We start from the raw sequence: 24,750 nt of genomic DNA, 5'->3' as shown, positions 1-24,750 counted from the left end.
CGGGCCCGTCTCCTACAGTGACACCCGCGCTTCGGGAGGAGGTGGGGATGGCGGAGAGATCCGGGTCGACGGTGCGGGGAGCGAGCGTCGCGGTGGCGCTGTACGCGCTCGTCGTCGTCCTCATGCTGCTCCAGCAGCCCGGCGCCACGACCTACGACACCCGGGCCGAGCTGACCCAGCGGCCGGGTGACTTCCTCGCCGGTGCCTTCAGCCTGTGGCACCCGGAGTCCAACTTCGGCGAGTTCCAGAACCAGGCCTACGGCTACCTCTTCCCGCAGGGCACGTGGTTCTGGCTGAGCGACCTGCTCGGTGTCCCCGACTGGGTGGGCCAGCGGCTCTGGTCGGCCCTCGTCCTGATCGTGGCCTGGGAGGGCGCGCGCCGGGTCGGTCGCGCGATCGGCCTGGCCGACCTGCCGGCGCTGCTCGCCGGCGCGGTCTTCGCGCTGTCGCCGCGGCTGCTCGGCACGGTCACCGTCCAGACCGCCGAGTCGCTGCCCGGCGCGGTGATGCCGTGGCTCGTGCTGACGGTGCTCCTGCACCTGCGCGGCCGGCTGACCGGGCGCCAGGCCGCCCTGCTCAGCGGCGCGGCCGTGGTCTGCATGGGCGGCGTCAACGCCGTCGAGACGGCGGCCTGCCTGCCCTTGGCGGCGATCCTGGTCGTGTGGGGGGCCCGGCGCCGGCTCACCACCTGGCGCTTCGCCGCCGGCTGGGGCGGCGCGGTCGCCGCGGCCTGCCTGTGGTGGACCCTGCCGCTGCTCGTGCTCGCGCGCTACGCCCCGCCCTTCTTCGAGTACGTCGAGTCCGCCCGCGACACCACCTCGCTGATCGGCTGGTCCGAGGCGGCGCGCGGCGACTCCTCGTGGCTCGGGTACCTGCTCTCCGGCGACCAGCCGTGGTGGCCGGCCGCCTTCGACCTGGCGACCGACCCGCTGCTCGTGGTCGTGGCGGCCGTGGTCGCCGGCGTGGGCCTGGCCGGGCTCACGCTGATGGACGCACCGGTCCGCCGGCCGCTCGCGCTCGCCGCGCTCATCGGTCTGGGCTGCCTGACGGTCGCCCACGGGGGACCGGCCGGCACGCCGCTGGCCGACGCGATGCGCGGGCTGCTCGACGGGCCGCTGCAGATCTTCCGCAACGTCCACAAGATCGACCCGGTGGTGCGCCTGCCCCTGGCCCTCGGCTTCGGTACGGCGGTCGCGGTGCTCGTCCAGCGCCTGCTGGCCGCCCGGCCCCGGCTCGAGCCGGCCCGCGGCGCGCTGCTGCTCGCCCCGCTGCTGCTCGTCGCGCTGCTCGGTCAGCCCTTCCTCGGCAGCACCACCCGGACCCCGGGCTGGACCGAGATCTCCAGCCCCTGGCAGCAGGCGCGCGACTACCTCGTGGCGCAGCGCAGCGACGACGACCCGGCGCAGGGCGACCGCACCCTCGTCGTCCCCGGCTCGAGCTTCGCGCAGCAGGCCTGGGGCTGGACCCTCGACGAGCCGCTGGCGATCCTCGGCGGCGTCGACGTCGTCAGCCGCACCCAGGTGCCGCTGGTGCCGGGGGAGTCGATCCGCTACCTCTCGGCGCTCGACCAGGCGATCGCGACCGGGCGGGTGACGCCGGCCCTGGTCGACCAGCTGGCCCGGGTGGGGATCGGCCACGTGGTGCTCCGCCGCGACCTGCTCCGCGGGCTGACCCGCTCGCCGCACCCCGGTGGCGCGGCCGTGTCGCTGGCGAAGGCCGGGCTGCAGCGGGTGGCCGGCTACGGCGAGACCGAGTCCGGCGAGCCGGAGGTCGAGGTGTTCCGGGTGCCGCAGCGCGAGCCGCTGGTCCGGGCGACCGCGCTCGACGACGTCCGCACGGTCCGCGGCGCGCCCGAGAGCGTGCTCCTCGGGCAGACCTCCGGCCTGGTCGAGGCCGACCGGCCCACGGTGCTGGAGGGCGAGCCGGGCTGGACCCGGCCGGCCGACCTGGTCACCGACAGCGACCAGCGCCGCGAGCGCGCCTTCGGCAACAACGACGAGGGCCTGTCCGCGCTGATGACCGCGACCGAGCCGTGGCGCGTCGACCGCGCTGCGCACGACTTCCCCGCCGGCCCGGACGAGCCCCAGGTCGTCGCCCGGTACGACGGGCTGACCGGGGTCGTCGCCTCGTCGGCGCAGGGCTATGCCGACAACTTCGGGCCGGTCACGCCGGCCTCGGCCCCCTATGCCGCGATCGACGGCGACCTCGACACCCGCTGGATCAGCTCGACGGCGACCGCACCGGAGAAGCAGTGGATCCGGCTCGACCTCGACGCGCCCCGCTCGGTCCGCGAGGTGACGATCACGCCGGTGGCCGCCGACAGCCAGGTGGTGCCGATCCGCACCCTTGAGGTGGACGCGGGCGGCCAGCGCGTGCGGGCCCGGGTCGGCGCCTCGGGGGCGCCGGTCGTCGTCGCGCTGGACGGCCGGCCGGTGACCAGCATCCGGGTCCGGGTGGTCGCCGCCGCGACGTCGGCCCGCACCGCGCGGATCGGCATCCGCGAGCTCGCCGTCGACGGGCTCGAGCCGCGGCGCACGTTCGCGCTGCCCGGCGCGGCCCCCGCCGACGCCCCCCGCGTCTTCGGCACGACGCCCGGCCGGCGGGCCTGCTTCATCACCCTGACCACGCCGGACTGCGACGTCACCCGGATCCGCCAGCCCGAGGAGGGCGGCGGGCTCGACCGCAGCTTCGACGTCAGCGGCTCGTCGATCGTCCGGATCACCGGCCAGGTGCTGGCCCGCAGCACGCCCGAGACGGCCCGGCTGCTCGACCAGGTCGAGCGCCGACCCCCGGTGCGCGCCACCTCGGCCTACGGCGACGACCCCAAGGTCGCCGCCCGCTTCGCCTACGACGGTCAGTCGACGACGGCCTGGGTGTCCGACGACGGCGACCTCTACCCGACGCTCACGTTCCGCTGGCGCAAGCTCCGCACCATCACCTCCCTCACCGTGGCCCCGGCCGGCGGCGAGGGGCCGGTGGCCGCCGTCGTCACGTCCGGCAGGCGGGTGCAGCGGGTCGCGCTGGGCGGGGGCGAGCCGGTCCCGCTGAAGCCGCTGCGCACCCGGGAGCTCCAGATCCGCTTCGAGAAGGCGCCGGGCGCCCGCCACGTGGTCGTGCCGGAGCTCGAGCTGGGCGGCGTCCGGCTGACCCGGCCGCTGCTCGCCGACATCCCGACGGGTGCGGTCTGCGGCTACGGCCCGCCGATCGAGCTCGGCGGGCGGACCATCCCGACCAAGGTGACCGGCACGATGGCCGACCTCGTCAACGGCACGCCGCTGACCTTCACCTCGTGCGGCGACGACGCGACCCCGCGCCTCTCGTCCGGTCCCCAGCGGCTCCGGATCGACCCGACCGCCGAGTTCGAGCTGCTCGACGCCGCGATCACACCGGTCGCCGCCGAGGACCCGCCGGCGCCCGCCACCCGCTCCGTCGGCATCGAGCGCTGGGACGACACGCGTCGCGCCGTCACTGTGGGGAGCGGGCCCGAGGCGCTGCTCGCGGTGCCCGAGAACTTCAACCCCGGCTGGGTCGCCGAGCTCGACGGCAAGGAGCTCGCGCCGATCCGGGTCGACGGCTGGCAGCAGGGCTGGCTGCTCCCCGCCGGCTCCGGGCCGGCCCAGGTCGAGCTGCGCTACGCCCCGGAGCGGACCTACGACGTCGTGCTGCCGCTCGGCCTCGCGGTCAGCGGCGGCGTGCTGCTCGCGGGCGCGGTCTGCCTCGGCTGGCTGCTGCTGACCCGGCGCCGGCGGGCCCCGCTGCCCGCGCTCGCCCCCTGGCCGCCCGACCTGCCCGCGAGCCCCGCGCCGTGGTGGGCCGCCGCGCTGGCCGCGGCGCTCCTGCTGCTCGGCCCGGTCGCCGCGCTCGGCGTCCTCGCCGGTGCGCTCCTGCGCCCGTCGCTCCGCACGCCGCTCGCCGCGGCGGTGCTGCTCGCCGCGTCCGGCGGCCTCGACGCCCTCGGCGGTGGCCGGTTCGTCGCCGGGACGGCGGACGTCGCGGCCGGGCTCGCCGTCGGGCTCGTCGCCGGACTGGTCCTGGGGCGCCCCGCGCGGCGTGCCCACCGGACCCGCGGCAGCCACCGCCCCGCGCCGGGAGCATCCTCGTGAGCGCCTGGAAGGGCCGCCAGGGCCTGGCCGCGCTCGGCGTCCTGCTGTCGATGGTGGTCGCGCGCGCCGTGCTGCTGGGCGGGTCCTGGTTCAACCAGGATGACTTCTACCTCTCCGGGCGCGCCTACGACGCCGACCTGACCCTCGGCTTCCTGGTCCGCGACACCGCCGGCCACGTCAACCCGCTGCAGCAGCTGACCTACTGGCTGGTGGCGCACGCGGCGCCGTACAGCTGGGCGTCGGTGGCGGTCTTCGTGCTCGTCCTGCAGACGGCGGCCACGGTCGTGCTGTGGCTGCTGCTGACCCGGCTGCTGGGGGAGCGGTGGAGCCGGGTGGTGCTGCTCGCGCTCTTCGCGTGGGCGCCGCTGACGCTCGCGACGACGCTGTGGTGGAGCGCCGCGATGGGCCTGTGGCCCCACGTCCTCTGCTCGCTGCTCGCCGTCCTCCTGCTCGTCCGCTGGCGGCAGGGCGACGCCCGCCCGGGGTGGGCACTGGCCGCCATCGTCGCCACCACGGCCTTCGGCCTGCTCTGGCACGAGCGTGCCGTGCTCATCGCGCCGGTCCTGTACGGCGTCGCGGTGGCCCTCGCCGACGAGGCGACCGGCTGGCGCCGGCTGTGGGCCGCGCTGCGGCGCTTCCGGTGGCTCTGGCTGGCCCAGGTCCTGCTGCTGGCCGGCTTCCTGGTCGGGCACGGCCTGCTCACCGACGTCGAGGGCGGCGAGAGCACCTGGCGGCAGCGGCTCGAGGTGACCGGTTCGTTCGTCGGGCGCAACGTGGTGCCGGGCATCCTCGGCGGTCCCTGGGCCGGCGAGCTCGACGGCGGAGCCGTCCGCCCGGCGCTGTGGGTGGTGATCGTGTCGGCGGTGCTGGCGCTGGCCGGGGCCGCGCTGCTGCTGCGCCGCGGCGGACCGGCCCGCCGCTGGGGGCTCGCGCTGCTCGTCGGGTACGTCGCCGCGGATCTCCTCCTGCTGCTCTCCGGCCGGGCCGGCTTCGGCTCGATCATCGGCCTCGACCCGCGCTACTCGTCCGACACGATCCATGCGGCCGTCCTCTGCGTCGCGCTCAGCCTGCGCGGCTCGCCGCCCTGGCTGGGCCTGCGCCCGCTGGCCGCGGCGTCCGGCCGGGTCCGTGCCGCCGTGGTGGCCGGCGTGGTCGGCGCCGTCGCGGTCGCCTCGACCGCCGGCACCGCCCTGCTGGTGCCGCACTTCCAGAACACCGAGGACAAGGCGTTCGTCACCACGCTCCGCGCCGAGCTCGCGGCCGACCCGACCGTCGTCCTGTTCGACCGGCTGGCGCCGGCCGACGTCGTGCTGCCGCTGGTGGGCCGGGACTCCCTGCTCTCGCGCATCCTCGCGCCGCTGCCCGAGGACCTGCGCTTCGACGAGCCGTCGGCGCGCCTGCGCCAGGTCGCCGACGACGGCACGCTGCGCCCCGTCGAGCTCGACGGCGCGATCCCCGCCGAGCCCGGGCCGGACGAGCCGTGCGGCTACCCGGTGCGCGCGGCGGCCGAGGACGTCGAGTTCGTCGTCCCGATCGACGGCCGGGTGGCCGTGCGGGTGGCGTACTTCTCGGCCGAGGAGTCGACCATCCAGGTGACGACGGGGGACTGGGAGGCGGAGTTCCTCGCCACCCGCGGACCCAACGAGATGTGGCTGGTGCTGCCCGAGCTGCCCGGCACGGTCGACGGCCTCACGTTCCGGGGTGACGGCCGGTCGACGGTCTGCATCACCGGCGTCGAGGCCGGGCTCCCGGAGCAGCCGTGAGGCGCGCCGACCTCGCCGTCACCGCCGGGGTCACCGTCCTGATCCTGGGGCCGCTGCTCCTGGGCGGGGGCTACTGGCTGTTCGGCGACATGGTGTTCGTCCCGCACCAGCCGTGGAAGGCGGGCTGGCTCGGCCTCGACGGCGCCCTGCCGCGCGCCGTCCCGATGGACGCGATCGTCTCGGTCGTCTCGCAGGTCGTGCCCGGCAGCGTCGTGCAGCGGCTGCTGCTCGTCGGCGGCTTCGTGGCCGGCGGCCTCGGTGTCGCGCGGCTCGTCGCCGACCAGCGCTGGTGGGCGCGCGCCGCGGCGATCACGCTCTTCTGCTGGAACCCGTGGGTCCACGAGCGGCTGCTCATGGGGCAGTGGGCGATCCTGCTCGGCTACCTGCTGCTGCCGTGGGTCGCCCGGGCCGCTCTCCGGCTGCGCGCCGACCGCTCCGGCTGGAGGCCCGCCGCCGTGGTCCTCGTGCTGTCCGCGGTGTGCAGCCCGTCGAGCGGGGTGATGGCGGTGGGCGTGCTCGCCGTGCTGGCACTCGGCCGCGACGCCGGCACCTGGCTCCGCGTCGCCGGGCTCGCCGTGGCCGCGAACCTCACCTGGCTGGTGCCGGCGCTCACCGCCGAGACCGCCCGGGTGAGCACCGACGGCGTCTTCGCCGGCTTCGCGGCACGCGCGGAGTCCGGTGCCGGCACGCTGGCGAGCGTGCTCTCGCTGGGCGGCACCTGGAAGACCTCGGTCGTCCCGCCCGAGCGGACCAGCGCCCTGCTGGTGCTCCTCTCGTGCCTGCTCACCGTGGCCGCCGTCGCCGGGCTGCGCCGCGCCGGGCCGGACCGCGGCCGCTGGCTGGCCCTGGGCGCCGCCGCCGTGGCGCTGGCGCTGCTGCCGGCCGTGCCCGGGGGCGCGGGGCTCCTCGAGGGCGTCGCCGGCCGCGTCCCGGGGCTGGCGCTGCTCCGCGACTCCCAGCGCTTCCTCGCGCCGCTCGGGCTGGTGCTGGCGGTCGGTGTCGCCCACGCCGCGACCGGGCTGCGCGACCGGATCCGGCCGGGCACCCAGGCCCTGTGGAGCGGGGTCGCGCTGCTCGTCGTCGCGCCGCTCCTCCTGCTGCCGAGCCTGGCCTGGGGGGCGCTCGGCGAGCTGCAGCGCTCCTCGTACCCGCGCGCGTGGGACGACGTCGCCCACCTCGTCGGCGACGACGAGACCACCGTGGTGCTGCCCTGGGCGGGCTCCTACCGCGGCTACGACTGGAACCACCGCCGTGCCGTCCTCGACCCCGCCCCGCGCTTCCTGCCGGGGGAGGTCGTCGTCGACGACCGGGTGAGGCTGACCGACCGGGTGGTGCCGCCCGAGGACCCGCGGGTCATCGCCGTCACCCTCGCCCTCGCCGACGACGACCCGGCCGGCGCGCTGCGCGCCGCCGGGGTGCGGTGGGTGCTCGTCGAGCGCGGCATGGGCTCGATCGACGTCCCCGCCGGCGAGATCGCCTACGACGGCGGCGGGCTCACCCTGGTCGACCTCGCCGCCGGGGGGCCGGTCGCGGCCGAGGCCGGACCGCACGCGGGGACCGCCCGGCGAATATTCGTCCTGGTTGGTCACGGTTTGGCGATTCTTTTGCTTTTGGTCGGTTGCGCGGGGATACTCCGGTCTGGGAGACGAGCATCACATTCATGAAAGTCATGGGGAGTGAATGCTCTGTGCCGGTCTTTGGGAGGGGACCTGCGCAATGAACACGATTATCGCCACCGTCGTCGGGGCTCTCGCCTCGACCGCCGTCCTCGTCGCCGGCGTCAACGCCGCTCAGGGCGAGCACAAGACCGTCAGCAACGACAAGCTCTACAGCTACTCGGACAGCAAGTAGGTCGCTCGCCGCGTCCCGCTCCGGCGGGTCACGCGGTGTCCTTCACGCGTCCCCCTCGTGGGGAGGCGTGCTGAGCAGACGGCTTGGGAGGGTCCGATGCTGCAGATCGTCATTCCGGCGTACAACGAAGAAGGCCGGTTGCCGCGCACCCTGCGCGACCTGCGTCGCCACGTGGCGGCGCACCGTGGGGTGCTCGGCCGGGTCGAGGTGCTCGTCGTCGACAACGCGAGCACCGACCGCACCGCCGAGGTCGCCCGCGCGGCGGACTCGTCCGCACTGCCGGTGCGGGTGCTGCGGTGCGCGCGCCGCGGCAAGGGTGCCGCGGTCCGCGCGGGGCTTCTCGCCAGCGACGCCGACCTCGTGTGCTTCATGGACGCCGACGGCGCCACGGGGCTCGACGCGATGGAGGAGGCCTGGCGGCGGCTGCTGCTCGGTGCCGACGTCGTGATCGGCTCGCGGGCACTCGCCGGCAGCGACACCGAGGCCCGGCACTGCCGGACCCGCTCGGCCGGCGCGGCGGCCTACCGCCGCCTGGCCGGACGGCTCGTCCCGGGAGTCGCCGACACCCAGTGCGGGTTCAAGTTCTTCCGCGGTGACCTGGTCCGGCGGGTCGTCGGCGAGATGCGGACGGGGGGCTTCTCGTTCGACGTCGAGCTGCTCGTCCTGCTGCTCGCCGCCGGCGCCCGGATCGAGGAGATCCCGGTGACCTGGACCGACGTCCCGGGCTCGACCTTCGTGCCCGCCCGGCACGGCGCGGGTGCCTTCGTCGAGCTCGCGAGCATCGCGTGGCGCCGCCGCGCGTTCGAGCGCCCGGTCCCCGCTGCCGCACCGGCAGCGACCGCGGTGCCGCTGCCCGTGGCGCTGCCGCTCGGAGGTCACGGATGAGCGGCCCACAGCCGCACCGTCTCGACGGGCAGCGCATCGTGGTCGTCAACTGGCGCGACCTCGACCACGCGCTCGCCGGCGGGGCGGAGATCTACGCCTGGCAGTATGCCCGCGCGCTGCGCGAGGCGGGTGCCGAGGTGCACTTCGTGACGGCCCGCGACGAGGGTCAGGCCGCCCGCGAGACCCGCGACGGCATCGCCGTGCGGCGCGGTGGCGGGGCGCTGACCTTCTACCTGTTCGCGCTCACCTGGCTGCTGCGCCACCGGCGCCGCATCGACGCGGTGATCGACCCGGCCTGCGGGCTGCCGTCGTTCTCGCCGCTGGTGCTGCGCCGCGGGACGCCCGCGCTGCTCATCGTGCACCACGTGCACCAGGCGCAGTTCGCGGTGCACTTCCCGGCGCCGGTGGCCGCCTTCGGCCGCTGGATGGAGCGGGTCGCGATGCGCCGGGTCTACCGGCACCACGTGACCGCCGCCGTCTCGCCGTCCACGCGGGACGAGATGCGCCGCCAGCTCGGCTGGTCCGGTGACATCCGGATCCTCGAGAACGGCGCCGACGTCCCGTCGGCGGCCGACCTCGACCCGGCGGCCAAGGACCCCGACCGGATCGTCGTCCTCGGCCGGCTCGTCACGCACAAGCGGGTCGACCTCGTGCTCGCGGCGATCGACGAGGTCGCTGGCCGGCCCGCGCTGGCCGGGCGCGACCTGCGGGTCGACGTCGTCGGCAAGGGGCCCGAGCACGACCGGCTGGTCGCGCTCGTCGCCGAGCGCGGGCTCGCCGGCCGGGTGCGCTTCCACGGCTACCTGCCGACGGCGGCCAAGGACGCCCTGCTCGCCCGGGCCTCGGTGCACGTCTGCGGCTCCGACGCCGAGGGCTGGGGCCAGGCCGTCATCGACGCCGCCGCCTGGGGCGTGCCCACCGTGGCCCGGGACGTGCCCGGGCTGCGCGACTCCATCCGTCCGGGCGAGAGCGGCTGGCTCGTCCCCGACAGCGACGACCCCGACGTGCTCGTCGTACGTCTCGCGGACGCGCTCGAGAGCGCGCTCGTCGACGCGGCCGACCCGGCCACCCGCCTGCTCCGCGCCGAGGCGTGCGGCAGCTGGGCCCACCAGTTCGACTGGTCGCAGATGCGACGCAACGCCACTGACCTGACCGCCCTGCTCCTCGGGTCCGCCGACGCGCGGCCCGACCGTTCTCCACGCGATGCTCGCGTGGCTGTCTGAGAGGTATCTCCGCCATGCGCAGCAAGCTCGCCCCCGTGTCCGTCGGACTCGGTGTCTTCCTGATCGTCGCGGCCGCCCTGGTCCGCTTCTACGCCTACCCCGTGCTCGCCAACGTGCCGCCCGACTACAAGGGCACCACGAAGCTCGAGGCCAAGGGCGCCCAGATCTTCAACTCCGACCCCGAGGTGCTCAAGACCGAGACCTCGGACCTCGACATCACGTCGTTCACGATCGCCGACAGCGGCGTCAAGGCCTCCGGCGACACGGTGGTCTGGGTCAACTCGACGACGGTCAAGCGCGTCGGCGGCGCCAACTTCCAGCAGTCGCAGGAGCGCACGCCGTTCGACGGCAAGACCGGCGCGGCCGTCGACTGCGCCAAGTGCGGCTCGTGGGAGGAGGTCGCCCTGGCGAGCGACTTCCAGAAGACCGAGCGCGTCGACGTCACCCGTGAGGGCCTGGTCTACAAGTTCCCGTTCGCGACCGAGAAGAAGGACTACCCGGTCTGGGACGACACCCTCGGCAAGGCCGTGCCGGCCACGTTCGAGGGCGAGGAGAAGATCGACGGGCTCAAGGTCTACAAGTTCGTGCAGACCATCCCCGACACGATGGTCGAGACCCGCGACGTGCCCGCCTCGGTCTTCGACCCCGCCGCGACCGGCAACGTCACGGCCGAGATGTGGTACCAGATGACCCGCACCTTCTACGTCGAGCCGACCACCGGCTCGCCGGTCAACCGGGTCGAGGACCGCGTCCAGGAGCTCCGGTACGACGGCACCGCGGTGCCCGCGTTCACCGGCACCGTCCAGTACACGCAGGACCAGGTCGACAAGCTCGTCAGCGACGCCAAGGGCAACGCCACGATGCTGGGTGGCATGAAGCTGCTCTTCCCGCTCCTGCTGCTGGTGCTCGGTCTCGCGCTCACCGCGGGCGGCGTGCTGCTCGGTCGCTCCGGCAAGGGCGGCGACAACGGCGCGGCGCACCGCGACCGGGCGATGGCGGGGGTCTGACCGACCCCGCCCCACCGACTCCTCTCTAGAGGAGGGAGATGACGGCCTCGAGCAGCTGCTCGAGGCCGTCGTCGTTCCAGGTGGCGGCGCGGCCGCGCAGGGTGAGCACGGTGCGCCCGCCGAGACCGGCCGCGCCGAGCGAGAGCCCGGTGCCGCCCGCGGTCACCGGGTGGAAGGCGAGCCGCTCCACCGCGGGCGCGGTGACCTCGCCGAGGTGCGAGACGAGGAGGGTGGACCCGAGCCGGGGGCCCAGCAGGCGCAGCCCGGCCGTGGTCGCGCGGTCGAGCGCGGGGCTCCACGGCCGCCGCTCGGCGGGCGCCGGCGGGGTCTGCAGCGGAGCCGTGCGGATCGCGGCGCGGATCGCGTCGAGGTCGAGGCGCTCGACGTCGCGCAGCCGCAGCAGCACGCTGCGGTCCTCGATCCGGCCCTCGTCGTGGTCCGGGGGAGCGTCCGGGCGGGGATCACGGGTCGCGCCGATCGCGATCGCGACATGGCGCGCCGGGCGCCCCCGCTCCTCCTGGTGCCGGACGACGGCGCGCGCCGCCGCGTGCACGAGCTCCGCGGTGCGGTGGCTGCCCGGCAGGGTGGCGCTGACGAGCACGTCACCGTGGTCCGCCACGGGCCGGTCCGGGGGGACGACGCCCGACGGCGGCCGCAGGGCGACCTCGGCGAGGCGGCGGGCGACCGTGCGCGCGAGCCCGCCGGTCGTCGTCCGCGGTCCGGTGCCGCGGGCCGACGACGTCGCCGGCCCGAGGCCGAGCCGGTCGAGCACGGTGAGCAGGCCCAGCCCGTCGACCGCGCTGTGGTGCGCCGAGAGCACGACGTCGTTGCCGTCGACGCCGACGAGCAGGGGGACGGGGGAGTCCGCGAGCAGGTCCCGGGCCCCGGCGAGCCGCGGCGCCTCGTAGGCCCACCCCTGGGTGTCGCAGAGCGCGGCCAGGGGAGCGGCGAGCGCGTCCGGGGCGACCGGGTCGGCGAGCGTCGCGGTGAGCAGGATCCGCCAGCCGATCCGCGGATCGGCCACCCAGCGGTGCGGCGGCGGCGCGGTCACGGCGTCACGGCTTGTGCGCGAGGCAGACCAGGCTCACGCCCGGCAGCCGCTTGAGGGGGAGCACCCGCTCCATCCCGACGGCCGCGCGCAGGCCGGCGTTGAGCACCGGGTGCACCGCCTCCATCTCGCTCTGCGGCACGTCCTTGTTGCGCCGCCGGGCCCGGACGACCGGGCGCAGCAGCACGTTCCACGACCACAGGTCGTCGATCACCAGGCCGGACCCGGTGACCAGGTCGGCGAGCTGCTGGCGCTCGTAGCGCCGGACGTGGCCCAGGGCGACGTCGTGCCCGCTCCACAGCGCCATCCCGGCCGGGACGGCGACGAGCGCGCGCCCGCCCGGGCGCAGCACCCGGAAGGTCTCGCGGGCGACGGCGACGTCGTCGTCGATGTGCTCCCACGCGTCGGTGGACATGACGAGGTCGACCGAGCCGTCGGCCACCGGCAGCTGCCGGCCGTCGCCGCGCAGGACCGGGATCCCGCGGGAGGCCGCGATGCCGGCGCCGGTCGCGGTGTACTCGACGCCGACGGCCTGCCAGCCGAGCTCGCGCAGCACCGCGGTGTTGCCGCCCATGCCGCAGCCGACGTCGATCGCGCGCCCGGCCGGCCAGGACCCGACGGTCCGGCGCACGAGGGCCCGGCGTGCGGCGTACCACCAGTGCCGGTGCTCGAGCGCGGCCGACTTGGCGATCTCCTCCGCATCCACGTGCGCAGCCTAGGACACGGCGTGCGACGCCTAGGACAGGTCGGCGCCGAAGATCGCGGTGCCCGGCGTCAGCGCGCCGCGCACCCGCGACCAGCCGCCCCAGAGCCGCTCGTTGCCCTCGGGCCACTCCGGCTCGAGGAGGGTGGTGAGCCGGAAGCCGGCGCCGGCGAGCAGGCCCACCCAGTCGCCGAGCGTCCGGTGGTGCTCGGCGTACGACGTCGCGCCGGTCTCGTCGTCCACCTCGACGTAGGGGGTGCGGTCCCAGTAGGACTGCGTGGCGGTCAGCCCGTCCTCGGTGGGGTCGTCGGGGAACATCCACCGCGTCGGGTGGGTGATCGAGAACGCGAAGCGCCCGCCCGGGCGCAGCACCCGGGCGGTCTCGGCGACTGCGCGGTCGATGTCGGCGACGAACTGGAGCGCGCCGAACGACGAGAAGACGACGTCGAAGGAGTCGTCGGCGAAGGGCAGGTGGGTCGCCGTGCCGCGCACGCTCGGGACGTCGAGCCCGGTCGCGTCGTCGATGCGCAGCGAGTGCTGCAGCTGGCGGTGCGACAGGTCGAGCCCGACGGCCCGGCCGCCCTGGCTGCGCACCCAGCGCGAGCACTGGCCGGCGCCGGAGCCCACTTCGAGCACGTCGCGGTCGCGCACCTCGCCCAGCATCCGGGCCTCGGCCTCGGTCAGCCCCTCGGGTCCCCACAGGAAGCCGACGTCGCCGAGGTAGCCCCCGTGGGTGGCTTGGTACTCGTCGGCGTACCGATCCCAGTCGGCGCCGTTGGCCAGCCGGGACTCCTCCTCGGAGACCGACCGCCGGTGGGCGGTGACAGGGGGATGGGGCCAGTGTGTCTGGACGGCCTGCTCCACAGGAGCAACAGTAGCCGTCGCGAGTTGGACTCCGGCACCGCCTCCCGCGTACCCTGGAGTGTCTGTGCCTTCGTGATCCTCATCGGATCGTGCGGCACGGGACTCCACTCCGACTACTTCTGCCCACCCAAGGACCTATCCTCCACATGACGAGCACCCTCTCGACCCCGCTGGCCGGACAGTACGATGACAACGCCCCCCAGGTGGCGATCAACGACATCGGCTCCGAGGCGGACTTCCTGGCCGCCATCGACCAGACCATCAAGTACTTCAATGACGGCGACATCGTCGACGGCACCATCGTGAAGGTCGACCGGGACGAGGTCCTCCTCGACATCGGTTACAAGACCGAGGGCGTCATCCCCTCGCGCGAGCTGTCGATCAAGCACGACGTCGACCCGTCCGAGGTCGTCCAGGTGGGCGACAAGGTCGAGGCCCTGGTCCTCCAGAAGGAGGACAAGGAGGGTCGCCTGATCCTGTCCAAGAAGCGCGCGCAGTACGAGCGCGCCTGGGGCACGATCGAGGAGATCAAGGAGGCCGACGGCGTCGTCGAGGGCACCGTCATCGAGGTCGTCAAGGGCGGCCTCATCATCGACATCGGCCTGCGCGGCTTCCTGCCCGCCTCGCTCGTCGAGATGCGCCGGGTCCGCGACCTGCAGCCCTACGTGGGTCAGACCCTCGAGGCCAAGATCATCGAGCTCGACAAGAACCGCAACAACGTGGTCCTGTCGCGCCGTGCCTGGCTCGAGCAGACCCAGTCCGAGGTCCGCCACGGCTTCCTCACCCAGCTCCAGAAGGGCCAGATCCGCAAGGGCGTCGTGTCCTCGATCGTCAACTTCGGTGCGTTCGTCGACCTCGGCGGCGTCGACGGTCTGGTCCACGTCTCCGAGCTGTCGTGGAAGCACATCGACCACCCGTCCGAGGTCGTCACCGTGGGCGACGAGGTCACCGTCGAGGTCCTCGACGTCGACATGGACCGCGAGCGTGTCTCCCTGTCGCTGAAGGCGACCCAGGAGGACCCGTGGCAGCACTTCGCCCGGACCCACCAGATCGGTCAGATCGTGCCCGGAAAGGTCACCAAGCTGGTGCCCTTCGGCTCGTTCGTCCGCGTCGAGGAGGGCATCGAGGGCCTGGTCCACATCTCCGAGCTGGCCGAGCGCCACGTCGAGATCCCGGAGCAGGTCGTCCAGGTCAACGACGACGTCATGGTCAAGATCATCGACATCGACCTCGAGCGTCGCCGGATCTCCCTCTCGCTCAAGCAGGCCAACGAGACCACCGCCGCCGCGGACGTCGAGGAGTTCGACCCGACGCTCTACGGCATGGAGGCCACGTACGACGAGCAGGGCAACTACATCTACCCCGAGGGCTTCGACCCCGAGACGGGCGAGTGGCTCGAGGGCTTCGACGAGCAGCGTGCGAAGTGGGAGGAGCAGTACGCCAAGGCGCACGCTCGCTGGGAGGCCCACGTCAAGCAGCAGGCCGACGCCAAGCAGGCCGAGATCGAGGCGGGCGAGGCCAACTCGTACTCCTCCGCTCCGGCCGAGGAGACCGGCGGCTCGCTGGCCTCCGACGAGGCGCTGCAGGCGCTCCGCGAGAAGCTGACCGGCGGCAACTGATCGCCTGACGATCGTGTGATCGTCTGCTGACGGCAAGCACGAAGGCCCCGACCTGATGGTCGGGGCCTTCGGCTTTTCTCGGTGGGGGCGTTACTTGGTCGCCGGCCGCGAGGTGGCGCGGACGGCGCGCGCGGGGGGAGCGGTGCGCCGCGGGGTCGCGGGGCGGACCTCGCGGGCCGGCGCGTCGGCGACGGCCCGCGCGGCAGCGGGACGGGCGACGATCGTGCGGGTGTCGGGGGTGCGGTCGCGGTGGGCCGCACGGCGCTCGCCGTGCAGGTCGCGGCCGGTGCTGAGGTCGTCGCGGCGGACCCAGATGACCAGGGCCAGGACGATCATGACGAGGAGGAGGACGGCGAGGAGGTTCGTGGCCAGGTTCATGGCAGTAATCATTCTCTCAGCGCATTTCTGCCACCAGTGGCAGCAATGCCGGTTTGCGTTGATTTCCTGCCAGTGCGGTGCGATGGTGGTCCGGTGAGCCTGACCAATGTCGCCGTCCTCGCCTTCGACGGCGTCGCCCCGTTCGAGCTCGGCATCCTCTGCGAGGCGTTCGGCATCGACCGCACCGCCGACGGCGTGCCCCCGATCGACTTCGCCGTGTGCGCCGAGGACGACCGCCCGATGCGCACCTCGGCGGGCTTCTCGATGCAGGCCGCGCACGGCCTCGACCGGGTCGCGACGGCCGACCTCGTCGGCGTCCCGGCGATGAAGCAGGCCGAGCCGAGCGATGCCGTGATCGAGGCGATCCGGGCCGCGCACGACCGCGGCGCCCGGATCCTGTCGGTGTGCAGCGGCGCCTTCATGCTCGGTCAGGCGGGCCTGCTCGACGGCCGCGAGTGCACGACCCACTGGATGTACACCGAGCGCCTCCAGCGCGAGTTCCCGGCGGCGAAGGTCGTCCCCGAGGTGCTGTACGTCGACGCTGGCCAGGTGGTGACCGGTGCCGGCAGCGCGGCCGGGCTCGACGCCGCACTGCACATCTGGCGCCAGGAGCACGGTGCGAGCATCGCGAACATCATCGCCCGGCGGGCCGTCGTCCCGCCCTACCGCGACGGGGGACAGGCGCAGTACATCTCCCGGGCGGTGCCCGACTGCGAGGCCGACACGCTCGGCCCGCTGCTCACCTGGATCCTCGAGAACCTCGGCGAGGACCACGGTGTCGAGGCGCTGGCCAAGCGGGCGCTGATGTCGCCGCGCACCTTCGCCCGGCGCTTCCGCGACGAGACCGGGACGACGCCGCACCACTGGGTCACCCGGCAGCGGGTGGCCGCGGCCGAGGAGCTGCTCGAGCGCACCGAGCAGCCGGTCGAGTGGATCGCCGGCGAGGTCGGCTTCGGCAACGCGGCGACGCTGCGCCACCACTTCGTGCGGGTGCGCGGCGTGAGCCCGCAGAGCTACCGGCGCCAGTTCGCCTGCTGACCGGACCCGCCGGCGGAACGCGCCTTTAGAGGTTCCTCCAAAGGCCTTCGGAGACTTTGGAGGTTCGGCCCCTGCCGGTGCCCGGTGACCCGCGTCACCCTGAACGGGCAATCAGTTTCTCCGGTGACGAGGAGCCACCCCCATGGACCATCCGCACTACGACGCCATCGTGATCGGGGCCGGGTTCTCCGGCCTGACCGCGGCGCGCGAGCTCGGCGAGGCGGGCAGGAGCGTCCTCGTGCTCGAGGCACGCGACCGGATCGGCGGCTCGACCTGGTACCGCACCGACCTGCTGGGCGGCGTCGGGCTCGAGATGGGCGGCACCTGGATCGTCCCCCAGCAGACCCACGTCTGGGGTGAGGTCGAGCGCTACGGCGTCCCGATCGAGGACTCGGTGCTGCCGGACCGGATGACCTGGTCGGCGCACGGCAAGGTGCTCGACACCCTGCTGCCCTGCACGCCCGCCGAGTACGGCGAGCTGGAGCACGCCGTGCGCCAGCTGCTCGCCGCCGGCGACCGGCTCGACGTCACCCGGCGGCTGTCCGAGCAGGACCTCGCCGACCTCGACGTCCCCATCGAGCAGTGGGCCGACGACGCCGGCCTGACCGGCAACGCCCGCGAGCTGCTCATCTCGTGGTTCTGCGGCTGCGCCAACGCCCACGAGTCGATCGGCTCGGCGCTCGACATCATCCGCTGGTGCGCGTCCATGGACAACTCGCTGTGGGGCATGGTCCAGGCCTCGGTGCTCGGCTACACGTTCACCGACGGCACCAGGTCGCTCGCCGACGCGATCCGCGCCGACCTCGCCGGCGAGCTCCGGCTCTCCGCGCCCGTGCGGAGCGTCGTCCAGGACGACGACGGCGTCACGGTCACCTACGACGGGGGAGTGGCGCGCGCCGCGCGGGTGCTCGTCACCGTCCCGATCGGCGTCCTCAAGGACATCACCTGGGAGCCCGCGCTGCCGGCCGACAAGCTCGCCGCCTCCCACGAGAACCACGCCGGCCAGGGCCAGAAGGTCTGGGCACTGGCCACCGGCGTGCCCGACGACATCAGCGGCTACGGCTGGGGCACGGCGTTCGACTACGTCGGCGCCATGCACGAGTCGCCGCAGGGCACCGTGCTCGTCTGCTTCGCGCCCGAGCACGACCGGGTCGACGCGAGCGACCTCGCCGACGTCCAGCGTGCGGTGCGCGAGTACGCGCCCGACGCCGTCGTCGTCGACGCCGCCAGCCACGACTGGGTGCACGACGAGTTCTCCTACGGCACCTGGGCGACCTTCCGGGCCGGCCAGTTCGCCAAGTACGAGCAGGCGCTCGCCCGTCCCGAGGGCCGCGTCCACTTCACCGGCTCGCACACCGCCACCCGCTGGCGCGCCTTCATCGACGGCGCCATCGAGTCCGGCAAGCGCGGAGCCACCGAGATCCTCGACCACAACGACCCCACCCCCGGAGGCACCGCATGACCGTCGGACCCGTCGACGCCACCCAGGTCCCGCGCTACGCGGGCGACACCACCTTCGCCCGGCTGCCGCGGCTGAGCGACGTCAAGGACGCCGACACCGTGATCTGGGGCGTGCCCTTCGACGGCGGCGTCTCCTACCGTCCCGGCGCGCGGTTCGGCCCGAACCACATCCGCCAGTCCTCGCGGCTGCTGCGGCCCTACAACCCGGCCCAGGACAGCGAGCCGTTCGCCCGCGCCCAGGTCGCCGACGCCGGTGACCTCGGCGTCAACCCGTTCTCGCTCGACGAGGCCATCGCGGCGATCGAGGCCGGCGCCCGCGACCTGTCCGGCACCTCGCGCACGCTGCTCACCATCGGCGGCGACCACACCATCGCGCTGCCGCTGCTGCGGGTCCAGCACGAGCGGCACGGGCCCATCGCCGTCCTCCACTTCGACGCGCACCTCGACACCTGGGACACCTACTTCGGGGCGCCCTACACGCACGGGACGCCGTTCCGCCGCGCCTCCGAGGAGGGGCTGATCGACTTCTCCCACGCGATGCACATGGGCATCCGGGGGCCGCTCTACAGCAAGCTCGACCTCGACGAGTCCGAGGAGCTCGGCTTCTCCGCCGTCCACGCGCGCGACTTCGTGCGCTCACCCATCGACGACATCATCAACCGGATGCGCGATCGCCTCGGCGACCGCCCGGTCTACGTCTCGCTCGACATCGACGTGCTCGACCCGGCGTTCGCCCCCGGCACCGGGACGCCCGAGGCCGGTGGCCTCTCCAGCGCCCAGCTGCTCGAGGTGCTCCGCGGCCTCGACGGGCTCAACGTCGTCGGCGCCGACATCGTCGAGGTCTCGCCGGCCTACGACCACGCCGAGATCACCGGCATCGCCGCGGCCCACGTGGCCTACGAGATGCTGTCAGTGCTGCCGGGCAAGCCTGCCTGACGGCTCGGCGTCTACGATGCCCGTCTCGTCCCGCCCCTGTGCCGGTCGGGCCGCGGCAGGTCTCGATCCTGCGTGGCGACTGTGATCCGTGAACAGTGGTCCGACCACATCGGCAGAGGTTGCGCGAGGGGTCCGATCTCCACTGAGATCGGGCCCCTCGCTGCGTTCGGCTCCGGGAGATCGTCCGTGGTGCCGGGCAGAATGTGATCATGAGTGGAGGCGGCGCCGGGCCCGGTCGTGGTTGCATCTTCTGCGGGTCTACCACGAACAAGATGAGTCGCGAGCACCTGCACCGGAAGGCTCTCAAGAAGTACATCGAGTCCACCCCGGGTGTGAGGCACACGCTGATGCTCCCCGATGAGGTGGTGACAGTGAGGCAGCTCGATCGGGTCGACCCGTTGGACCAGCCCCTGAACGGGGTCTGCGCGCCCTGCAACAACGGCTGGCTCAACGACGTAGATTCCGCCGCGGAACCGACGGTCGTGGCTCTTGCCCTGCGGCGGCGGTCGCACCTGCGCGAGCGCGAGTGCAAGCGCTTCGCACGCTGGGCGTTCCGAACGGCTGTCATGCGCGCGCACCTTGACCGAAAGGCCAAGCTCGAGATCGATCCGGAGCTCGTCGCGGAGTTCCACCGAGACGGAGACGTTCCAGAAGGCGTCGAGGTCCGTGTCGCGCTGACCAGGTTCACGCCTGGGATCCGGACGCCGGGCTCGAACGGTCAGGTTCACGCTGCTCAGCAGGAGGTCGAGTCGGGGACGATCACCATCATGGGGACCATCAACGTCGTGACGTGGACATTAGGGTCGCTCTACGTTCACGTCATCGTCCCGAGCGCTGGAGCCACCAAGTCGGCGGCGGCTTTGGCGGCAGAGGTCGATTCGGTCGCCGGAGGATCGCTCGCGCTGGTGTGGCCAGGCGCAGGCAACGTCTCATTGTCAGACGGACTGACCAACGACGTGATGGCACGTATTGGACGCCCCGGCCACCTCATGGCTGACGATGAACTGCACGATTCAGACTTCGCGCTGCCGTTCGTTCCGGGTGGCGAGGCCTAAGACGGCGAATTGCTTGCGGCGCCTCAGACGTTGCTGCTCACCAGGTGCGCACCCACATGCAGTACTCGGCCTTGCTCAGCGTGTCGATCGCCTCGGCCGAGAGCGGCGCGGCGGCGTCGGTGACGACGTACCCGAGGCCGTCCTTGGTGGCCAGGTGCTGGTCGACCACGTTGTCGCCCGCGGTCGCGAAGGTCGCGTTGAGCTCGGCGAGGACGCCGGGCAGGTTGCGGTGGAGCAGGCCGATCCGGCGTCCGCTGGGCAGCTCCGGCGGCAGGACGGCGGGCAGGTTGACCGAGAGCGCGGTGCTGCCCTCGAGCGCGAACCGGGCGAGCTTCTCGGCGACGAACCAGCCGATCTCCTCCTGCGCCTCCTGGGTGGAGCCGCCGATGTGCGGCGTCAGGATGACGTTGTCGAGCCCGCGCAGCACGGAGTCGAAGGCGTCGCCCTGGGCCTTGGGCTCCGCCGGGAAGACGTCGACCGCCGCCCCCGCGATGTGGCCGGAGATCAGGTTGTCGCGCAGCGCCTCGTAGTCGACGACCATGCCGCGCGAGGCGTTGAGGAAGAGGGCCCGCGGCTTCATCGCCGCGAATTCGGCGGCGCCGAAGAAGCCCGCGTTGCCGGGCCGCCCGTCGACGTGGAGGCTGACGACGTCGGCGACCGCGAGGAGGTCCTTGAGCGAGCGCATCCGGCGCGCGGTGCCGTGCGCCGGGCGGTCGGCGGTGTCGTAGAAGACGACGTTGAGGCCGAGCGCCTCGGCGACCGTCGAGAGCTGGGTGCCGATGTTGCCGTACCCGACGATGCCCAGCGTGCGTCCGCGCACCTCGTGGCTGCCCTTGGCGGACTTGTCCCAGGTGCCCTCGTGCATGCGCTGGGTCTTCTCCGGCAGCCGGCGCGCGAGCGCGATCAGCTCGGCGATGACCAGCTCGACGACGCTGCGCGTGTTGGAGTACGGCGCGTTGAACACGCCGATGCCCTTCTCGGCCGCCGCCACGAGGTCGACCTGGTTGGTGCCGATGCAGAAGCAGCCGATCGCGAGCAGGTCGGGGGACTCGTCGAGCACCCGCTTCGTCACGGTCGTGTTGGACCGGATGCCGAGCAGCTGGACCCCGCCGGCGAGGGCCGCGATCAGCTCGTCCTCGGAGAGGGAGCCGGTGCGCAGCTCGACCTCGTAGCCGCGGGACTCCAGAGTCTCGACGGCGGCCGGGTGGATGTTCTCGAGAAGCAGTGCCTTCACATCGGAATCCTACCGGCGCCGCGGCCCGGACCCCGCCTCAGCCCACCCCCGTGGACACGTGCAGAAAGTCACCTCGGAGCCGGTGAGTCCGGGGTGCGGCGCGAGTACGTACTCACAGAGATCACCCACCGACCGAGGAGACCACCATGACTGCCACCGCCGAGATCGACGCCGTCCTCGCCGCGACCTACCAGGCCTGGGCCGACAACGACGCGGATGCCTTCGTGCGCCACTACACCGAGGACGCGACCGCGCTCCTGCCCGGCTCCCTGCGCGCCGGCCGGACCGCCGTGCGGGACGCGATGGCGGCGGGCTTCGCCGGCCCGCTCCGGGGCAGCCGGACGGTCGACCGCCGGCTGAGCCTGCGGTTCGCCGGCGCCGACGCGGCGATCGCCGTCCACGAGAGCGGCATCCTGCTCGCCGGCGAGACCGAGGTGCCGGCCGAGCGCCGGGTGAACGCCACCTGGGTCTTCGAGAAGCGCGACGGCAGGTGGATGATCGCGGCGTACCACAACAGCCCGGCCTGAGGAGCCTCGTGACGACGTACGACGACCCCGGGTTCGCCGAGCAGGTGGAGCCCTTCCGCGGCGAGCTCGTCGCCCACTGCTACCGCATGCTCGGCTCGGTCCAGGACGCCGAGGACGTCGTCCAGGAGACCTACCTGCGGGCCTGGCGCGCCCGCGACCGGTACGACGAGCAGCGCGCCTCGCTGCGGACCTGGCTCTACCGCATCGCGACCAACGCCTCCCTCACCGCCCTGCGGGGCCAGGGCCGGCGCACGCTGCCGTCGGGCCTGGTCCCGGAGCGGGACCCGCGCAGCCCGTTCGAGCGCGGCGAGGTGCCGTGGCTGCAGCCCATCGCCGACGCCCGGGTGCCGGGCGCCGACCGCACCGGCCTGCGGCTCGCGTTCGTCGCCGCACTGCAGCACCTGTCGGCCCGGCAGCGCGCGGTGCTGATCCTGCGCGACGTCCTGGACTTCTCGGCGGCCGAGACCGCCGAGATCCTCGGCACGACGGTGGTCGCGGTCAACAGCGCGCTGCTCCGCGCCCGGGCGAGCGTCGCCCCGGCCGACGAGGAGCGGCTGCGCGAGCCCGCGGAGCGTGAGCAGCGCGCGTGGGTCGAGCAGTACATGAGGGCGTTCGCGGCCGCCGACGTCGACGCGATCACGCGCCTGCTCGCCGCCGACGTGGTCATGGAGATGCCCCCGATGCTCAACTGGTTCACCGGCCCCGACAGCTACGCCGTCTTCATGCGGTGGGTCTTCGAGGTCAACGGCACCGACTGGCGCACCGTTCCGGTCCACGCCAACGGCCAGCCGGGCTTCGCCGCCTACGTCCGGCGCGACGGGCGCGGGAGCTACCACCGGCACAGCCTGCAGGTGCTCGCGCTCTCCACCCACGGCGTCGTCCGCAACTCGGTCTTCGTCGAGGACGACGTCCTCGACACGTTCGGCCTCCCGTCTACCGTGTCGGGATGACGACGACCGTCCGGCAGATCCAGGTGACCTTCGACTGCGCGGCCCCCGACCGCGTGGCCCGCTTCTGGTGCGCGGTGCTCGGCTACGAGCTCGCGCCCGGTGCCGAGGACGCGACCACCTGGTCGGCCTGCGTCGACCCCACGGGCGCCGGGCCGCGGCTCTACTTCCAGCGCGTCCCCGAGGGCAAGGTGGTCAAGAACCGGGTCCACGTCGACGTCCGCGTCGGGACGGGTCTCGTGGGCGCCGAGCGGCTCGCCGTCCTCGCGGCCGAGCGGGACCGGCTGGTCGCGCTCGGTGGGGTGATGGTCGAGGTGCTCGAGGCCGACGACGAGAACGAGTCGATCATCGTGATGCAGGACGTCGAGGGCAACGAGTTCTGCCTCGACTGAGCCGCACCGGCCGGCGCCGGCGGCCGCTATCGTCGCTGCGTGCGGACCCTTCGCCTGCGCTCCGAGCCGAGCATCGTCCTGCTGGTCGTCGACCTGCTCGTGCTGTGGCTCGCGCTCGGCGGCGTCCGGGACGACGGCGCGCCGCCGTGGACCCGGTTGGCCTGCCTCGCCGTGGTCGTGCTCGCGGTCGCGCTCGCCGTCCACTCGCTGGCGCTGCTGCTGCGGCGACTGGTCCGGGCGGGCCGGGTGCACCAAGACGGAACCGCCCCTCACCGAGGACGAAGGTGAGGGGCGGCTGCCTGAGCTGGGTCTCGTGACTGACTCAGCTCCAGTCGACGCTGTAGTAGCGCGTCTCCTGGTACTCGCGGATGCCCTCGTGGGCACCCTCGCGGCCGATGCCGCTCTGCTTGACCCCGCCGAACGGCGCGGAGGGGTCGGACACGATGCCGCGGTTGATGCCGACCATGCCGGCCTCGATCTGCTCGCCGAGGCGCAGGGCGTCCTGCAGCCGGCCCGCGAAGACGTACGCCGCGAGCCCGAACTCGGTGTCGTTGACCGAGGCGAGCAGCTCGGCCTCGTCGGTCCAGGTGACGACGGGCGCGACCGGGCCGAAGATCTCCTCGGACAGGATCGGCGCGCCGAAGGGGACGTCGACCAGGATCGTCGGCGGGAAGAACCAGCCCTCCGCCGGGACCGAGCCCTGCACGGCGACCTTCGCGCCGTCGGCGACGGCGGCGTCGACGAGCTTGGTGATGCCGGTGAGGGCCTTCTCGCTGATGACCGGGCCGATCTGGTTCGCGGTGTCGGCGGAGGGGCCGACCTTCAGCGCGGCGACGGCGGCGCCGAACTTCTCGAGGAAGGCGTCCGCGACGTCGGCGTGCACGTAGAAGCGGTTGGCCGCGGTGCAGGCCTGGCCGCCACCGCGGAACTTCGCGATCATCGCGCCGGCCACCGCGGCGTCGATGTCGGCGTCGGCGGTGATCACGAAGGGGGCGTTGCCGCCGAGCTCCATGCTGGTGTTGAGGACGCGGTCGGCGGCCTGGCGCAGCAGGGTCCGGCCGACGCCGGTGGAGCCGGTGAAGCTGACCTTGCGGACGCGGGGGTCCTCGAGCCAGGTGGTGACGACGGCGGCGGCGGCCGTCGTCGGGACGACGTTGACGACGCCGTCGGGCACGCCGGCCTCGGTGAGGATCCTCGCGACGGCGATCGCGGTGAGCGGGGTCTCCGCCGCCGGCTTGAGGACGACGGTGCAGCCCGCCGCGAGCGCCGGGGCGATCTTCCGGGTCGCCATCGCGGCCGGGAAGTTCCACGGCGTGATGAGCGCGGCGACGCCGACGGGGGCGTGGGTGACGAGGCTGCGGGCGCCGCCGGCGGGGGCGTCGCCGTAGGTCCCCTCGCCGCGCACGGCCTCCTCGGAGAACCAGCGGAAGAACTCCGCGGCGTAGGTGACCTCGGCGCGGGCGTCGGCGACGGACTTGCCGTTCTCGGCGGCGATGAGGCCGGTGAGGTGGTCCGCGTCGCGGATCATCAGGTCGTAGCAGCGGCGCAGGATCTCGGCGCGGGCTCGGGTGGGCGTGGCGGCCCAGGCCGGGAAGGCCGCGGCGGCGGCGTCGACGGCGGCGGTGGCGTCGGCGACGGTGCCGTCGGCGACGGTCTCGATGACGAGGCCGGTGGCCGGGTCGTGGACCTCGAAGGTGGTTGCGGTCATCGTTGTCT

22 protein-coding genes are annotated in these 24,750 nt (G+C 73.6%); 16 read left to right on the top strand and 6 right to left on the bottom strand.

What is annotated here, in order from left to right; translation table 11 throughout:
• Positions 1-47: 47 nt before the first annotated feature.
• The 7 genes from BM223_RS08430 to pgfA all read left to right on the top strand — a co-directional run bounded on the left by BM223_RS08430 (position 48) and on the right by pgfA (position 10,832).
• Positions 48-4,103 (top strand): alpha-(1->3)-arabinofuranosyltransferase domain-containing protein, encoded by a 4,056-nt coding sequence (locus BM223_RS08430; RefSeq protein ID WP_038678441.1) that lies wholly within the window; start codon positions 48-50, stop codon positions 4,101-4,103.
• Positions 4,100-5,866, top strand: a complete 1,767-nt coding sequence (locus tag BM223_RS08425) for a hypothetical protein (protein ID WP_038678443.1) — start codon at positions 4,100-4,102, stop codon at positions 5,864-5,866. The genes BM223_RS08430 and BM223_RS08425 overlap by 4 nt, the downstream gene beginning before the upstream one ends.
• Positions 5,863-7,530, top strand: coding sequence for an MmpA family trehalose lipid delivery protein (locus tag BM223_RS08420; RefSeq protein WP_052138512.1), 1,668 nt, complete (start codon positions 5,863-5,865; stop codon positions 7,528-7,530). The genes BM223_RS08425 and BM223_RS08420 overlap by 4 nt, the downstream gene beginning before the upstream one ends.
• A 52-nt stretch (positions 7,531-7,582) precedes the next feature.
• Positions 7,583-7,717 carry a hypothetical protein gene (locus BM223_RS30040; RefSeq protein ID WP_255319126.1) on the top strand — a complete coding sequence of 45 codons (135 nt, stop codon included), beginning with the start codon at positions 7,583-7,585 and terminating at the stop codon, positions 7,715-7,717.
• A 96-nt stretch (positions 7,718-7,813) separates the two neighbouring features.
• Complete coding sequence (locus tag BM223_RS08415; protein ID WP_038678445.1) at positions 7,814-8,602, top strand: glycosyltransferase; 789 nt, start codon at positions 7,814-7,816, stop codon at positions 8,600-8,602.
• Positions 8,599-9,825 (top strand): glycosyltransferase family 4 protein, encoded by a 1,227-nt coding sequence (locus tag BM223_RS08410; RefSeq protein ID WP_052138513.1) that lies wholly within the window; start codon positions 8,599-8,601, stop codon positions 9,823-9,825. The genes BM223_RS08415 and BM223_RS08410 overlap by 4 nt, the downstream gene beginning before the upstream one ends.
• A gap of 14 nt (positions 9,826-9,839) precedes the next feature.
• Entirely contained in the window at positions 9,840-10,832 is a 993-nt protein-coding gene (gene pgfA / locus BM223_RS08405) for a cell envelope lipid trafficking protein PgfA (protein ID WP_038678447.1), read from the top strand.
• 25 nt (positions 10,833-10,857) lie between these two features.
• Here pgfA and BM223_RS08400 read toward each other — a convergent pair whose 3' ends face one another.
• The 3 genes from BM223_RS08400 to BM223_RS08390 are packed head-to-tail and all read right to left on the bottom strand — an operon-like array spanning position 10,858 to position 13,447.
• Complete coding sequence (locus BM223_RS08400; RefSeq protein ID WP_038678449.1) at positions 10,858-11,883, bottom strand: hypothetical protein; 1,026 nt, start codon at positions 11,881-11,883, stop codon at positions 10,858-10,860.
• A gap of 4 nt (positions 11,884-11,887) precedes the next feature.
• On the bottom strand, positions 11,888-12,586 hold the full coding sequence (locus BM223_RS08395; protein WP_038678451.1) for a class I SAM-dependent methyltransferase: 699 nt from the start codon (positions 12,584-12,586) through the stop codon (positions 11,888-11,890).
• Positions 12,587-12,616: 30 nt separating this feature from the next.
• Positions 12,617-13,447 (bottom strand): class I SAM-dependent methyltransferase, encoded by an 831-nt coding sequence (locus BM223_RS08390; RefSeq protein ID WP_038678453.1) that lies wholly within the window; start codon positions 13,445-13,447, stop codon positions 12,617-12,619.
• Between the two features lie 146 nt (positions 13,448-13,593).
• Here BM223_RS08390 and rpsA point away from each other — a divergent pair, with 146 nt between their 5' ends.
• Positions 13,594-15,066, top strand: a complete 1,473-nt coding sequence (gene rpsA, locus BM223_RS08385; protein WP_038678456.1) for a 30S ribosomal protein S1 — start codon at positions 13,594-13,596, stop codon at positions 15,064-15,066.
• A gap of 90 nt (positions 15,067-15,156) precedes the next feature.
• On the opposite strand, the gene BM223_RS08380 is transcribed toward rpsA, so the two are convergent.
• On the bottom strand, positions 15,157-15,444 hold the full coding sequence (locus BM223_RS08380; protein ID WP_038678458.1) for a hypothetical protein: 288 nt from the start codon (positions 15,442-15,444) through the stop codon (positions 15,157-15,159).
• A 93-nt stretch (positions 15,445-15,537) separates the two neighbouring features.
• Here BM223_RS08380 and BM223_RS08375 point away from each other — a divergent pair, with 93 nt between their 5' ends.
• The 4 genes from BM223_RS08375 to BM223_RS08360 all read left to right on the top strand — a co-directional run bounded on the left by BM223_RS08375 (position 15,538) and on the right by BM223_RS08360 (position 19,934).
• Positions 15,538-16,482, top strand: coding sequence for a helix-turn-helix domain-containing protein (locus BM223_RS08375; protein WP_307723156.1), 945 nt, complete (start codon positions 15,538-15,540; stop codon positions 16,480-16,482).
• 142 nt (positions 16,483-16,624) lie between these two features.
• Positions 16,625-17,944, top strand: coding sequence for a flavin monoamine oxidase family protein (locus tag BM223_RS08370; protein WP_038678459.1), 1,320 nt, complete (start codon positions 16,625-16,627; stop codon positions 17,942-17,944).
• Positions 17,941-18,879, top strand: a complete 939-nt coding sequence (speB, locus tag BM223_RS08365; RefSeq protein WP_038678461.1) for an agmatinase — start codon at positions 17,941-17,943, stop codon at positions 18,877-18,879. Before BM223_RS08370 ends, speB begins: the two co-directional genes overlap by 4 nt.
• 272 nt (positions 18,880-19,151) lie before the next feature.
• Positions 19,152-19,934, top strand: coding sequence for a hypothetical protein (locus BM223_RS08360; RefSeq protein ID WP_038678464.1), 783 nt, complete (start codon positions 19,152-19,154; stop codon positions 19,932-19,934).
• A 37-nt stretch (positions 19,935-19,971) separates the two neighbouring features.
• On the opposite strand, the gene serA is transcribed toward BM223_RS08360, so the two are convergent.
• The gene (serA, locus tag BM223_RS08355) at positions 19,972-21,168 is read right to left on the bottom strand and encodes a phosphoglycerate dehydrogenase (RefSeq protein WP_038678465.1); all 1,197 of its coding nucleotides are present in this window, start codon (positions 21,166-21,168) and stop codon (positions 19,972-19,974) included.
• Positions 21,169-21,314: 146 nt separating this feature from the next.
• Here serA and BM223_RS08350 point away from each other — a divergent pair, with 146 nt between their 5' ends.
• From BM223_RS08350 to BM223_RS08335, 4 genes are read left to right on the top strand one after another with little or no spacing between them, the layout of a single operon-like run.
• Positions 21,315-21,695, top strand: a complete 381-nt coding sequence (locus tag BM223_RS08350) for an SgcJ/EcaC family oxidoreductase (RefSeq protein ID WP_038678467.1) — start codon at positions 21,315-21,317, stop codon at positions 21,693-21,695.
• A gap of 8 nt (positions 21,696-21,703) precedes the next feature.
• Positions 21,704-22,645: an RNA polymerase subunit sigma-70 gene (locus BM223_RS08345; protein ID WP_038678469.1), complete on the top strand. Its 942-nt coding sequence runs from the start codon at positions 21,704-21,706 to the stop codon at positions 22,643-22,645.
• Entirely contained in the window at positions 22,642-23,034 is a 393-nt protein-coding gene (locus tag BM223_RS08340) for a VOC family protein (protein WP_038678470.1), read from the top strand. Before BM223_RS08345 ends, BM223_RS08340 begins: the two co-directional genes overlap by 4 nt.
• Before the next feature lie 39 nt (positions 23,035-23,073).
• On the top strand, positions 23,074-23,322 hold the full coding sequence (locus BM223_RS08335) for a hypothetical protein (RefSeq protein ID WP_038678472.1): 249 nt from the start codon (positions 23,074-23,076) through the stop codon (positions 23,320-23,322).
• 34 nt (positions 23,323-23,356) lie between these two features.
• Here BM223_RS08335 and BM223_RS08330 read toward each other — a convergent pair whose 3' ends face one another.
• Positions 23,357-24,742, bottom strand: coding sequence for an NAD-dependent succinate-semialdehyde dehydrogenase (locus tag BM223_RS08330; RefSeq protein ID WP_038678474.1), 1,386 nt, complete (start codon positions 24,740-24,742; stop codon positions 23,357-23,359).
• Positions 24,743-24,750 lie beyond the last annotated feature (8 nt).

The organism is Pimelobacter simplex, from assembly GCF_900114845.1.
Taxonomy (GTDB): Bacteria; Actinomycetota; Actinomycetes; order Propionibacteriales; family Nocardioidaceae; genus Nocardioides; species Nocardioides simplex.
This window is presented reverse-complemented; position numbering and strand designations above follow the sequence as displayed.